The sequence below is a fragment of the Rhodococcus sp. 27YEA15 genome (assembly GCF_049739425.1).
In the GTDB taxonomy this organism is placed as follows: domain Bacteria; phylum Actinomycetota; class Actinomycetes; order Mycobacteriales; family Mycobacteriaceae; genus Rhodococcus_F.
In genome coordinates, this window is the sequence record NZ_JBMHHW010000001.1 from 1,363,178 (window position 1) to 1,375,819 (window position 12,642).

Consider the following 12,642-nt stretch of genomic DNA (forward strand, 5'->3'; position numbering starts at 1 on the left):
AACGGCTCTCGTTCTGTATTATCCTTTGTATGACGTCGACACGGCCAGGCACCCGCCCCGCCGTCCGGGTCATCCTCGCCAACGCGAGTGGACGCCGGAAAGGCCAGCGGACTACCGCCCGCCGACCGGGAACACCCCGTCGTGAGGCTCACAGTAACCGTTGTGCACCAACGTGTTTCGTTGGCGCAGTGAGTCCCGCGAAAGGGGACCGATTCATATGAAAATCAAGGAACTACTCGACCTGTCGGCCAAGGCCGAGGCAGGCACTCAGGGTCACGTCGATGAGGCCAAGGCCCGCCTGTTGACCCTCGGTAGTGACCTCGTGGCCGTTGCGGGGGATGAGGGCCGCGAACTCGACGACGAGGAACAGGCGGCACTCAAGGCGGCGGCGGGGGCTATCGACAAGCTCGACGTCAAGGCGGTACAGATCAAGGAATCGGCGGCGGTTATGGCGCGGTTCGCTGGTCTGGCCCCGGTGGCCAAGGCTTCGGTCCTCGGCGGTGGCGCGGGCGGCCATGGCAGCCCTACCCCGACCGGTGAGATTCCCGAGGGTTCGCGCCTCAATTTCCGCGCCAAGGCCGCCACCGTCGGACTGGTGACCAAGATGGGTGACCCGAGTGGCAGCAAGGCCCTGGCGTCGAGCGGTGACGCACTCACCGGCACCCCGATTGATTCCACGATCTACGAACAGGGCAAGGTGTCGACCTCGGCACTGGGAATCCTGCCGGTCAAGACCCGCCCGCCGACGTACACGTACCTACGCCAGACCAAGCGGGACAACAAGGCGGCACCGGTTGCCCTCGGTGACCTCAAGCCCACGAGTGAGTACGGCGTCACGAGCATCGACGGCAAGCTCGAGGTCATCGCGCACGTTGCCGAACCGACCCCCGAATACTGGCTCGAGGACTTGCAGAGTCTCGGATCGTTCGTCGAAACCGAGTTGATGTACGGCCTCGACCGCGCCGTCGAGGCGCAGGTGCTCAATGGTGACGGCGTTGGCCCGCACCTCACGGGTGTACTCAACCAGTCGGGCGTGCAGGTGCAGGCGTTCACTGTGGACGCCACCACGACCGTGCGTAAGGGCCTCACCGCCCTCGAAATGGTTGGGTACGAGGGCGGGGGCATCATCATGCACCCGCAGGCGTGGGAAGCAATCGAGTTGTCCCGCCGCCAGGACGGTAGTCCCGACCTCGGTTCCTCGTTGCCGGTGGACCGTGCCGCACAACGTCTGTGGGGCCTGCGTATCGCGGTGAGTACAGCGGTACCGGTCAAGACCGGCATCCTGTTCGACCTCGGGGCACTGGCGGTCACCACCGACGGCGCGGTGCGTACGCAGTGGTCGAACAGCGTTGCCGACGACTTCGCACGCAACCAGGTTCGGGCACGTAATGAGGGCCGTTTCGGCCTCGACATTTACCGACCCAACGGCATCGTCAAGTTGGCCCTGGCCGCCGCGTAGACCGGCGTTACTCCGCTGATACTGCGGCGTTACTCAAACCGCCCCGGACCTCGATACGAGGCCGGGGCGGTGGTATCCGCGTAGGAGGTTTGTCTACGAGGCGCTAGGGGTGTAGTCCCACTCGTACTGGCGTTTCGGTGGGTCGATTGTCACCCAAAACAATCGGTAGGTACTGACACCCGCGCCGGGGGTGAGGTCGAAGTACGCACCGTTCTCGATGGGGTGGGGCACCGCTTCGTTGTAGCGGGTGCCGAGTCCCTGAATCGTAATCATCGCCGCCTTTGCGCCGGTGATGTTGGTGAGTCGGTACTTGCCGTCTACAACCTCTACCGACCATGGATCTGCTGACATACCGAGTGCCTTTCGTCGAGGGTACCGACTCGTCGGTCGGTTACCTGCAAGCGTAGGGCCGCCTACCGACAAACCGGGATGATCCCGACATTTGTCGACGCGCTTTCGTGGGCACTGGCCGCCGCGTAGTTCGCCCAAACCACCACCGCCCCGGCCTCACACGAGGACCGGGGCGGTGGCGTTTGTGCAGATGGTCAAGGGAACGATAAGGGAACGATACCCCTCAAAACATGCTCTGACCTGGTGCCCCCGGCAGGATTCGAACCTGCGACCAAGAGATTAGAAGGCTCTTGCTCTATCCCCTGAGCTACGGAGGCGCGAAGAACAGCATACTCGAGGCCATGGGTAGTGATGTGCACCGCCCAAGTCCGACGCGTTGTCGTAGAGATTTCCCGAAGGTCCTACCCTGGGAACCATGGCTACACCCGACCTCGCGCCGACGGATTCGCCCTCTGAGTCCGAAACGCCCAATGACGCCCCCGCGTCGACTACCGCAATCTTCGTCGTCTGCGGACTGATCGCCGGGCTCACTGCCGCAATCGTGGTGGGATTTTCCGCCTCGCAAGCGCTGACCCTTCTCGGTATTCCGGATCCTGGACCGATCACCACGTACGGGCTTCCGGCAGTGCGGGCGGTCGGGGAGATCGCGGCGGTGATCGCGATCGGATCGCTGCTCCTGGCAGCGTTCTTCGTACCGCCGCAGCAGTCGGGTGTGCTCGACGTCGACGGCTATCGGGCGGTCCGGACGGCGTCGTACGCGGCGATCGTGTGGGCGGCCTGCTCGTTCGTGATGGTGCCACTCACCTTGTCCGACACGTCGGGTCGGCCGTTCTCCGAGGCGATAAAGCCGGCTAATCTGTGGTCGGGTCTCGACCAGGTCGACATCGCCGGCGCATGGCGGTGGACGGCGATCATCGCCGTGGTCCTCGCCGTTCTGGCGCGCCTGACACTGCGCTGGTGGTGGACCCCGCTGTTGCTGGTCGTCGCCGTGATCGGTCTCATGCCCCTCGCGCTCACCGGGCACTCGTCCTCAGGAGGGTCGCACGACGTCGCCACCAACAGTCTGATTCTGCATCTGGTCGCGGCGTCGCTGTGGGCGGGCGGATTGTTCGCACTCCTGGCCCATGCTCGGCGCGGTGGTGTGCATACGGACGTGGCTGCGCACCGTTTCTCCACCGTTGCCACCATCTGCTTCGTGGTGATGGGCGTCAGCGGCATCGTCAACGCGATAGTTCGCCTGCCCCTCGACGACCTGTTCACCACTACCTACGGGCGCCTCATCGTGGCCAAGACCGTCGCTCTGGTGATACTCGGCTTCTTCGGATTCGCACAGCGTCGTCGGGCGTTGCCCGCGCTGGCGAAGAATCCGCAGAGCCGCGGCGCCCTCATCCGGTTCGCCGGCGCCGAGCTGATCGTGTTCGCGGCCACCATCGGTCTGGCAATCGGCCTCGGCCGTACCCCGCCGCCTCCGCCGCTGACGATTCCGTCGATCCCCGAGGTGGAGTTGGGCTACAACCTGCCGAACCCCGCCGTCGTTCACTGCTTTCGTCACGGACTGGCGTTTCGATCTGATCTTCGGCACGGCAGCGGTGGCCGCGGCACTCGTCTACGTGCTGGGTCTGCGTAAGCTCGCCAAGCGCGGCGACTCCTGGCCGGTGGGCCGCACCATCGCGTGGATGTGCGGGTGCGCGGTTCTGCTCGTCGCGACGTCGTCGGGCGTCGGCAAATATTCACCCGCCGTGTTCAGTGTGCACATGGGAGCCCACATGGCGCTGTCCATGCTCGGCCCGGTACTGCTGGTGCTCGGCGCGCCGATCACATTGGCGCTGCGCGCACTCGATCCGGCGGGCAAGAATGGGGTTCCCGGACTTCGCGAGTGGATTCTCACCGCCCTGCACAGCCCGTTCTCGAGGTTCATCACCCATCCGGTGGTCGCGGCCGTGCTGTTCGTCGGCGGCTTCTACGTGCTGTATCTCGGTGGAATCTACGGAGCCACCGTTGATTCGCACAGTGCACATCTGCTGATGAATCTGCATTTCATCCTCAGCGGCTATCTCTTCTACTGGGTGGCGATCGGAGTGGACCCGTCGCCGCGTCAGCTGCAACCGGTGACGAAACTGGCGATGGTGTTCGGGTCCTTGCCATTTCATGCCTTCTTCGGTGTTGCGTTGATGAGTACGACGGAAGTAATGGGTGCCACCTACTTCCGGTCACTCGGCTTGGGTTGGAACAACGATCTTCTCAGCGATCAACAACTGGGCGGCAGCATTGCCTGGGCGACGGGCGAGATCCCGCTGATGGTGGTCATGATGGCCCTGCTCGTTCAGTGGTCACGCAGTGACGGTCGCACGGCGCGGCGGACAGACCGTGCCGCCGAACGCGATCACGACGCCGATCTGGCCGCCCACAACGCCATGTTCGCGGAGTTGGCGCGGCGTGAGCGAGAAGGCCACGACACCCGTCGTCGTGACGAGTGAAGTCCTATTTCGCCGATTTCGTCGCCGATGCAGAATGAGCTCGTAGGCTCCCTCGACGCCGCGGTCCTCGGCACAGCGTGCAACTGTGCCGAGGTCCGAGGTTCGATCTCGATGTCCGAGGAATTACTCCGAGTGCTGTCGTGATTTTCGGCCTGGATCAGGGGATACGTGAGGCTGCAGTGGACAGTGCGTCGGTGACGCGGTCCACTCCCCAGGGCAGTGAGATCGGCGACGGAAAGCCCAGTGCGTTCGGCACACCCGAATTGCGGGCGATGGACACGATGGCCCCGCGTTGGACCGTTGACAGGTTCCGCCACTGTGCGTTGTCGCGCATGTAGTCGATGTCCCCGCTGGGGGAGATGACAACAGCGATGTCGGTATCGAGCTGTGCGACGAATTCGTAGCTGATGACGCCACGTCCGTCGGCATCGGTCGCTACTGTTTTCGCCCAGTCGGTCAGCTGGAATCCCAGGTCCTTCATGGCCATTCCGATTCCGCGACCCTCGTCGGCGAGGATGTACAGCTGTCCGTTCAGGTCGCCGATGACTGCGTTGAACTGCACCCCTTCGAATTCGGGATGGGCCGCGCGGACGGTGGCGAGTCGGGCCTCGGTTGTCGCGACGGCGGTTTGTGCCGCGTCGTCTCGGCCCAGAGCCTTGCCGATCTTCCGGGTGGAGTCCTGCCAGGGCTCGGCGTTCGCCTTCTCGTCGAAGTGCACCACCGGGGCGACGTTCGAGAGTTGCTCGTAGGCGCCTTCGGTGAGACTCCACTGGCCGGTGGCAACGATGACATCGGGTTGAAGTGCCACTATTTGTTCGAGGTAGGACTGTGGATCGCCGTCGAACAGTAGCGTCGGGATTTCGCGGTCTCCAGCGGAGAGCAGAGCATCGACGCCGCCTCCCGGATCGGGCGGCAGAACCTGGTACCCCACCTCTGCCAATGCATCGACTTGCCAGGGCCATGCCCCGACGCCGTTCGTGGACACGAGGATGTTCGCGTCAGTCGGAAGCGCTATCGGCATGACACCGATCGAGATGACCATGTCGGCATCCTGTGGCGAGAGCGGGAGCACCCGGGCGGCGCCCACCGGTACCTGGGCTTCGCCGAATTTTCCTGTCACAGTGACTGTTTCTCCATCGGCGGAGTTGAGGGAGTTCCCGCCGCAGGACGAGAGGACCACCAGGAGCAGGCCGATGAAGGCGGCGGTCGACGCGCGCTTCACAGCGGATGCCCGTTCGGTCCACCGGCATTGCCGGGCACAGTGCACTTGGCCATGGCGCGGTGTGCCATGAAGCACAGGCTGTCGTTGCTCAATTTCCACTGTCCGTCGATCCAATACCACTTGAGAGTCGCTTGAGTCGGAGTCGTTCCGGGCAGCGAGGTAGTGAGCTGAGCGCGAGCGACGTCGCCGGTGACCGTCACCGGAGCCGAGAGTTCCCATTTGTAGATGGCGGAGGCGATGTTCAAGGCGCCTCCCACTGCACGAACGGTGGGAACACCTGCTGCGCCGCCTTCGATCGACGCCGCCACTTCGGCGTCGGTCGTGGCCGACGAGAGACCACGCTGTAATTGACTGTTCAACGTCGACAGTTCCGGTGTGGACGGACCTTGCGCTGCTGGTGCGTCTACCACCGCGGCATCTGCTGCCGGGGCGTCCACCGGGGCAGGCGCTTGAGCCGCCGGAGCGCTCGCGGCCGGGGCGTTCGCCGCGGTCGAGGTTGTCGACGGAGCGGCCGAGGCCGGAACCTGCGGATCGAGCACGGTGACGCCACTGTCGGCTGCTTTGGTGGGCAGGCCGGCAGGGGTTGCCATGGTCACCACTACCTGGCGGTCCTGGTCGCCGAGGTGCATGCCGAGCAGGACGAGGCCGGGGATCGCGGCGCCGATGACGCCTGCCACACAAGCAGATACGGCCACCGTCGGCCAATGCGGGCCGCGACGTCGCGGCGGCGGGCCGGTGTGCGTGTCGTGCTCTCCCCACTCTTCGAGTTCGTTGCCCGTCTGCATGCTCATCGCGTCGTCTCCATTAGGCGATAGGGATCTTCCTGGTGGTCGCACTGGTGCTCACGGCCACTCTCTGGTGCGTCGAGTTCGTCCACACACCGCGAGAAATGTTAGCTTAGGCTAACTTGTCTTTACTGTCGGGGTGGTAACAGACGCAGGCGTCCAGTCGGACGGTGTTGTCCACAGACGACCTGGCGATGCACAGGTCGATATCCGTTGGTGCCGTCGGCGTCGCGCCGTTCCACACTCGAACCTGTCGACGATCGGTCGGCCCCGCAGGATCTGAGCGGGTTCGAGATTCGGAAGGAATCGGACATGTACGAAACGCATGCCACAGTCGTGGGCACCGTCATCACCAATCCGGTGAAACGTCAGACCGGTAGTGGTGAAGAAGTGCTGAGCTTTCGGATGGCGAGCAATACCCGTCGGCGCGACATGTCGACGGGGGAGTGGATCGACGGCGTCACTCTGTATCTGACCGTGACCTGCTGGCGCAGGCTCGTCACCGGCGTCGGGGCTGCGATCATGAAAGGTGATCCGGTGATGGCGACCGGGGAACTGCGTACCAACGAATACACGAGCAAAGAGGGATTCCCGCGTTCCGATCTGGAACTGCGCGCTACCGCTGTGGGTGCGGATCTGGCGCGCTGCATCGCCAAGATCGAACGACCTCGGCCGGCGGCGGAAGGTACGGAATCTATTGTAGGCGAAGGGGATTCGAGTATCGGTGGGGATGCAGCGGCCGCGTGAGGGTTACCTGGGGCAGTCGCGAATCCGGCCCTGGCCGCCGTCCACGCGCTCGAGAAGTTGATGCAAGATCGTGCGCTCGTCCTCGTCGAGGTCGTCGAACACGTCCGACGATTCACGTCGTTGCGCCTGGGCGACCTCGGCGGCAAGCGCGGCGCCGGAATCGGTGAGTTGGAGAAGGACGGCGCGGCGATCGTCGGGGTCGGGTGTGCGGCTCACCCATCCTGCGGCTTCGAGAGAGTCCACCACGTCCGTCGCCGAGCGAGGAACTATTCGGAGCCGTTCGGCAAGGAATCCCAGCCGCACCGGTTCGCCCGCTCGGGTGAGCACTCGAAGCGCTCGGCTTTGTGAGGGTGAGAGTCCGAACGGCTCCAATGCCGACATCTGACGGCGACGGATGCCGCGCGCGACGGACATCACTACATCGGTGAGTTCGCGGTCTCGGGAATGCATGGCATCAGTCTAGCGTTATGGGTGTCAGCCTCATAGTGAGGTAACCTCATCAATATGAGCCACAGGTGAGAACGCCTCCAGGAGGTAACGTGAAACCCGATCACATCGAAAAATTCGAAAACCCCGCCGTCGAGACCACTCCGGCGGAACCCGTACCGGTACGACGCGTACTCGGACTCTTCAAGCCCTACCGATCTCAGATCGCCATTGTCAGTGCCGTCATCACACTCAGTGCGATAGTCGCCCTCGGAAGCCCGCTGCTCCTGCGCGCAATGCTCGACCACGGCATCCCCGACAAGAATCTCCGACTGATCACAGCTCTGGCGATCGGCATGATCGTCATCGCAGTGGTGACCAGTTGCCTCGGTGTGGTGCAGACGTGGATGTCGAACAGTATCGGCCAAAAACTCATGCATCAATTGCGGGTCCGTGTGTACACGCATCTGCAGAATCAATCTCTCGGATTCTTCGCGAGAACTCGAACCGGTGAAGTGCAATCGCGTATCGCGAACGACATCGGCGGTATGCAGTCCGTGGTGACCAACACCGCTACGTCCATCGCGCAGAACGCGACTACCGTTGCCGCCACTGTGGTGGCGTTGTTCCTGCTCGACTGGCGGTTGGCGATCTTCTCGCTGGCGATCCTGCCGGTGTTCATCCGTATCGCCCGCAAGATCGGCAACGAGCGACGCAAGATCTCGGGTCGACGCCAACAACTACTCAGTGATCTGTCGGTTCAGGTGGAGGAATCCCTGTCTGTCAGCGGGATTCTGCTCGGGAAGACCACCGGCGCCAAATCCGCTCTGACCGACCGATTCGCCGAGCGCTCCGCCGAAGTGGCCGATGTCGAGTTGCGCTCGATGATGGCAGGCAAGTGGCGGATGGCATCGATGTCCATCACCTTTGCCGCCATGCCGGCGCTGGTCTACTGGTTCGCCGGATTCACCCTCGACCACGGCAACAGCATTACCGTCGGCACGCTGGTCGCGTTCACCACCTTGCAAACCCAGTTGTTCCGGCCCACCATGATGCTCCTGAACACCGGGGTGGAAGTGCAGAGTTCGATGGCACTGTTCAGTCGGGTGTTCGAGTACCTCGATCTTCCGATCGAGATCGCCGATCCCGAGGAGTCCGTCAGCTTCGATCGCGACCGGATGTCCGGTGAACTCGAGTTCGTGCATGTCGATTTCTCCTACCCGGGTACCGAGAGCAAGACTCTCGACGGCATCGATCTGACTGTCCCGGCGGGTGGGACCCTTGCGCTGGTCGGGTCGACCGGTTCGGGCAAGACCACCCTCGGATACCTCGCCGCCCGGTTGTACGACCCGACCGCCGGGTCCGTGACCATCGACGGCATCGACCTGCGGGAACTTGACTTGAAGACCGTCTCGGACCTCGTCGGAGTGGTGTCCCAGGAGACCTACCTGTTCCACACGACCATTCGCGAGAACTTACGATTCGCCAAGCCCGACGCCACCGACGCCGAGATCGAGCAGGCCGCGCGCATCGCTCAGATCCACGAATTCATCTCGGGGTTGGACGACGGCTACGACACCATGGTCGGTGAGCGCGGCTACCGATTCTCCGGTGGTGAAAAGCAGCGCATCGCGATAGCCCGCACGGTCCTGCGTAACCCCCCGATCCTCGTTCTGGACGAGGCGACGAGCGCACTGGACAACAAGACCGAGCGGGCACTGCAGGACGCTCTGGACGAGCTGATGGTGGGCCGCACCACTGTAGTAGTGGCGCACCGGCTTTCCACTGTCCGAGACGCGGATCTCATCGCAGTGCTCGATCACGGCGTGGTCGTGGAAAGCGGTACGCACGACGAATTGGTGCTGCAGGGCGGTCGTTATGCACAACTGCTCGCGGCAAGCGGTACCGACGCCGTGGAACTTCAGACCGCGTGAGAAGTATCCTCGGTATCGGCTGCATGGATTTCGGCCGAACCCGAAGCCAATGACCAGGATTCGCACAGGTTCGGCCGGTACCCTCGCTGCGGTGAGTTCGACGATCTCGATGGAACCTGCGGCAACGTCCCGCGAGGAACGCCGACTCCACTTCGGAACCCGATCGGGGAACGGTGGCGCGATGGCTTTCGTGGAGATCCCTCGACCGCGGCGTCGGCGCCACAATCGTGGCGATGGGACATACCGACGATCATTGCGGTGGCGACGATCAGCGTCGGATACCGGCGTGCGAGTGCGGTTCGACCGCAACGCGGGTAGCCGATCGAGCCTTCCCGGCGATGGGTATTTCTCGTCCTCGGACGTGGTGTACGGCTTGTCGCGACACTCGGCTTCGTCGGCGTGGACGCGGACACGCTGTTCTGGGTGCGTGCCCTGCAGGTGATGCTGCTCTTGTTCGTCGTTCCGTTCGTCTTCGCGACAGGAGAGCCTCGTACTGCACTCGTATCGTGCTCGATCCGACCGGGCGGGAGAAGTTCGACGCGGTGACGGGTGGTCGATCCGCTCGAGTGCGCACTTTCCCGGCCACCACATCCGTCGTCATGCTTGCCGCGCCGTGGCTGCCGCACCTCACCGGTTGGTACATCGCGGTGTTGGAGCGCAACATCGTCGATCAACTGTCCCGACTACTCCCGGTGCTCGTCGGCTTCGGCTCCTTCTACTCGCGATCTCAGGCAGATCCGTTACCTCGCAAGTATTCTCAACATTGCTACCGAGTACTACGGTCAGCACGAGCGGTTGTGGGGTCCGGATCGGCACACCGATCAGACGATCGGCGCCGGAATGCTGTGGGTGCTCGGTGATGTCATCGGTATCGCCTTCCCGCTGACTTCGATGCGTGCTTTCAATCTCGACCAGCGAGCCAAAGCTGCTGAAGTCGATGTCGCCGAACACGATTTACGGACTCTTTCCGACGTGCCGATCGATGCGGAGCCGACTGGAAAATTCCTCATCACCGCGCCGGGCACGAGACCGACCCGCACGTAGGTCATCGAGGTGGTCGACGCCCTGATTCCCCGAACCTCAGCGCCGCGGACTGGCCCGGACCGACTACGAACACTTGCTCTTGCAGGACAATCTCCTCTCGTACTGACGGCGAACCGCGTGATCGCCGGCTCGATTCTTCCGTCGAGGATCGAACGAGCCGTCGTTCGACGGTCCGAATTGGTCTTGTTCGCGCCGGCCAGAAAGTTGCCGAGGACGCGGATGCGCACTTGGTAGGCTTCGCGAGGAGAACGATTCCTCGTGTCCGAAGTTCCGGAAAACGGCGTCAGCGCACCATCCGGGGCCGATTTGGTTTGTCGGATAACATCGACTGACAGAAGCCCGAATGGCCCGCAGGAGATCCGAACGAGATTTCCTCTGGTCATACTCAAGAAATCCCAGCTAGGAGACCCACGGCGTGGCCGAGTTCATTTACACGATGAAGAAGGTGCGCAAGGCGCACGGTGACAAGGTCATCCTCGATGACGTCACGATGAGCTTCTATCCCGGGGCCAAGATCGGTGTGGTCGGACCGAACGGCGCCGGTAAGTCCAGCATCCTCAAGATCATGGCCGGGCTGGATCAGCCGGGCAACGGCGAGGCGTTCCTCGCTCCGGGCGCAACTGTCGGCATCTTGATGCAGGAGCCGGAACTCGACGAGTCCAAGACCGTCCGTGAGAACGTCGAAGACGGCCTCGGTGAGACCATGGTCCAGCTCAAGCGGTACAACGAGATCGCCGAGCTGATGGCGACGGACTACTCCGACGAGCTCATGGAGGAAATGGGCGATCTGCAGGAGAAGCTCGACCATGCCGACGCGTGGGAGATCGATTCCCAGCTCGAACAGGCCATGGATGCACTGCGTTGCCCGCCGCCGGAGGAAATGGTCACGCACCTCTCCGGTGGTGAGAAGCGCCGGGTGGCTCTCTGCAAGCTGCTGCTGAGCAAGCCCGACCTCCTGCTCCTCGACGAGCCCACCAACCATCTCGACGCCGAATCCGTTCTGTGGCTCGAGCAGCACCTCGCCGCGTACCCCGGCGCCATCCTCGCCGTGACTCACGACCGGTACTTCCTCGACCACGTCGCCCAGTGGATCTGTGAGGTCGACCGTGGTCGGCTCTACCCGTACGAGGGCAACTACTCCACATACCTCGAGCAGAAGGCCGCTCGCCTCGAGGTTGCGGGCAAGAAGGATCAGAAGCTGCAGAAGCGACTCAAGGACGAGCTCGCGTGGGTTCGGTCCGGTGCCAAGGCCCGTCAGGCCAAGAACAAGGCCCGCCTCGACCGTTACGAGGAAATGGCGAACGAGGCCGAGAAGACGCGCAAGCTCGACTTCGACGAGATCCAGATTCCGGCACCGCCGCGCCTCGGCGATGTCGTCGTCGAGGTCTCCAACCTGGACAAGGGTTTCGACGGCCGCGTCCTGATCAAGGATCTCTCCTTCACGCTCCCGCGTAACGGCATCGTCGGCGTCATCGGACCCAACGGTGTGGGTAAGACGACGCTGTTCAAGACCATCGTCGGCCTCGAAGAGCCCGACGCCGGTGAGGTGAAGATCGGTCAGACGGTCAAGCTGAGCTACGTCGACCAGAACCGCTCGAACATCGACGCGACCAAGACGGTGTGGGAGGTCGTCTCCGACGGGCTCGATCACATCGTCGTCGGTCAGACCGAAATGCCGTCGCGGGCGTACATCAGCTCGTTCGGCTTCAAGGGACACGATCAGCAGAAGCCGTCCGGCGTCCTCTCCGGTGGCGAGCGTAACCGCCTCAATCTGGCGTTGACGCTCAAGCAGGGCGGAAACCTGATCCTGCTCGACGAACCGACCAACGACCTCGACGTCGAAACCCTGGGTTCGCTGGAGAACGCTCTGGAGGAGTTCCCGGGCTGCGCCGTGGTGATCTCGCACGACCGTTGGTTCCTCGACCGCACCTGCACCCACATTCTCGCCTGGGAAGGTGGCTTCGGCGACAACGAGGCTGCCTGGTACTGGTACGAAGGAAACTTCGAAGGGTACGAGGCCAACAAGGTCGAGCGCCTCGGACCGGACGCTGCGCGTCCGCACCGCGTCACACACCGCAAGCTCACGCGCGACTGATCGCCCATACCGCTCATATCGGGTGACTGCGCCGAGTTGTGGCGCGTAGTTCACCCAGGGCACAGATCACCGCGGCTAGTCTCGACATGAGATTGGCCGCGG

General features: G+C 63.3%; 10 protein-coding genes, 1 tRNA gene and 1 pseudogene. 7 read left to right on the forward strand and 5 right to left on the reverse strand.

Annotated features, from left to right (window positions below):
• Nucleotides 1–217: 217 nt before the first annotated feature.
• Entirely contained in the window at nucleotides 218–1,459 is a 1,242-nt protein-coding gene (locus tag ABH922_RS06295; RefSeq protein ID WP_424806102.1) for a phage major capsid protein, read from the forward strand.
• A 93-nt stretch (nucleotides 1,460–1,552) separates the two neighbouring features.
• On the opposite strand, the gene ABH922_RS06300 is transcribed toward ABH922_RS06295, so the two are convergent.
• Both ABH922_RS06300 and ABH922_RS06305 read right to left on the reverse strand, forming a co-directional pair.
• Nucleotides 1,553–1,810 (reverse strand): hypothetical protein, encoded by a 258-nt coding sequence (locus tag ABH922_RS06300; RefSeq protein ID WP_424806103.1) that lies wholly within the window; start codon nucleotides 1,808–1,810, stop codon nucleotides 1,553–1,555.
• 241 nt (nucleotides 1,811–2,051) lie between these two features.
• A tRNA-Arg gene (locus ABH922_RS06305) sits at nucleotides 2,052–2,127 on the reverse strand.
• 98 nt (nucleotides 2,128–2,225) lie between these two features.
• Between ABH922_RS06305 and ABH922_RS06310 the strand changes: the two are divergent.
• Nucleotides 2,226–4,287 (forward strand): annotated as a pseudogene (locus ABH922_RS06310) (cytochrome c oxidase assembly protein).
• Nucleotides 4,288–4,444: 157 nt separating this feature from the next.
• On the opposite strand, the gene ABH922_RS06315 reads toward ABH922_RS06310, so the two are convergent.
• Both ABH922_RS06315 and ABH922_RS06320 read right to left on the reverse strand, forming a co-directional pair.
• The gene (locus ABH922_RS06315) at nucleotides 4,445–5,509 is read right to left on the reverse strand and encodes an ABC transporter substrate-binding protein (RefSeq protein ID WP_424806104.1); all 1,065 of its coding nucleotides are present in this window, start codon (nucleotides 5,507–5,509) and stop codon (nucleotides 4,445–4,447) included.
• Entirely contained in the window at nucleotides 5,506–6,300 is a 795-nt protein-coding gene (locus ABH922_RS06320; protein ID WP_424806105.1) for a hypothetical protein, read from the reverse strand. Before ABH922_RS06320 ends, ABH922_RS06315 begins: the two co-directional genes overlap by 4 nt.
• A gap of 306 nt (nucleotides 6,301–6,606) precedes the next feature.
• On the opposite strand from ABH922_RS06320, the gene ABH922_RS06325 reads away from it, so the two are divergent.
• The gene (locus ABH922_RS06325; RefSeq protein WP_424806106.1) at nucleotides 6,607–7,041 is read left to right on the forward strand and encodes a single-stranded DNA-binding protein; all 435 of its coding nucleotides are present in this window, start codon (nucleotides 6,607–6,609) and stop codon (nucleotides 7,039–7,041) included.
• Between the two features lie 3 nt (nucleotides 7,042–7,044).
• Here ABH922_RS06325 and ABH922_RS06330 read toward each other — a convergent pair whose 3' ends face one another.
• Nucleotides 7,045–7,491, reverse strand: coding sequence for a MarR family winged helix-turn-helix transcriptional regulator (locus ABH922_RS06330; RefSeq protein WP_424806107.1), 447 nt, complete (start codon nucleotides 7,489–7,491; stop codon nucleotides 7,045–7,047).
• An 89-nt stretch (nucleotides 7,492–7,580) separates the two neighbouring features.
• Here ABH922_RS06330 and ABH922_RS06335 point away from each other — a divergent pair, with 89 nt between their 5' ends.
• The 4 genes from ABH922_RS06335 (at nucleotide 7,581) to ettA (ending at nucleotide 12,540) form a co-directional block, all read left to right on the forward strand.
• On the forward strand, nucleotides 7,581–9,401 hold the full coding sequence (locus tag ABH922_RS06335; RefSeq protein ID WP_424806108.1) for an ABC transporter ATP-binding protein: 1,821 nt from the start codon (nucleotides 7,581–7,583) through the stop codon (nucleotides 9,399–9,401).
• 321 nt (nucleotides 9,402–9,722) lie between these two features.
• Nucleotides 9,723–9,947 (forward strand): cytochrome c oxidase assembly protein, encoded by a 225-nt coding sequence (locus ABH922_RS06340; RefSeq protein WP_424809583.1) that lies wholly within the window; start codon nucleotides 9,723–9,725, stop codon nucleotides 9,945–9,947.
• A complete protein-coding gene (locus ABH922_RS06345; RefSeq protein ID WP_424806109.1) occupies nucleotides 9,908–10,261 on the forward strand; it encodes a cytochrome c oxidase assembly protein in 354 nt (117 codons plus the stop codon). Before ABH922_RS06340 ends, ABH922_RS06345 begins: the two co-directional genes overlap by 40 nt.
• A 599-nt stretch (nucleotides 10,262–10,860) precedes the next feature.
• On the forward strand, nucleotides 10,861–12,540 hold the full coding sequence (ettA, locus tag ABH922_RS06350; protein ID WP_424806110.1) for an energy-dependent translational throttle protein EttA: 1,680 nt from the start codon (nucleotides 10,861–10,863) through the stop codon (nucleotides 12,538–12,540).
• Nucleotides 12,541–12,642: the final 102 nt, after the last annotated feature.

Bases quoted from the DNA above. Each gene is read 5' to 3' on its own strand.
- ABH922_RS06295 (WP_424806102.1), top strand. From the start codon at position 218: ATGAAAATCAAGGAACTACTCGACCTGTCGGCCAAGGCCGAGGCAGGC.
- ABH922_RS06300 (WP_424806103.1), bottom strand. From the start codon at position 1,810: ATGTCAGCAGATCCATGGTCGGTAGAGGTTGTAGACGGCAAGTACCGA.
- ABH922_RS06320 (WP_424806105.1), bottom strand. From the start codon at position 6,300: ATGAGCATGCAGACGGGCAACGAACTCGAAGAGTGGGGAGAGCACGAC.
- ABH922_RS06325 (WP_424806106.1), top strand. From the start codon at position 6,607: ATGTACGAAACGCATGCCACAGTCGTGGGCACCGTCATCACCAATCCG.
- ABH922_RS06330 (WP_424806107.1), bottom strand. From the start codon at position 7,491: ATGCATTCCCGAGACCGCGAACTCACCGATGTAGTGATGTCCGTCGCG.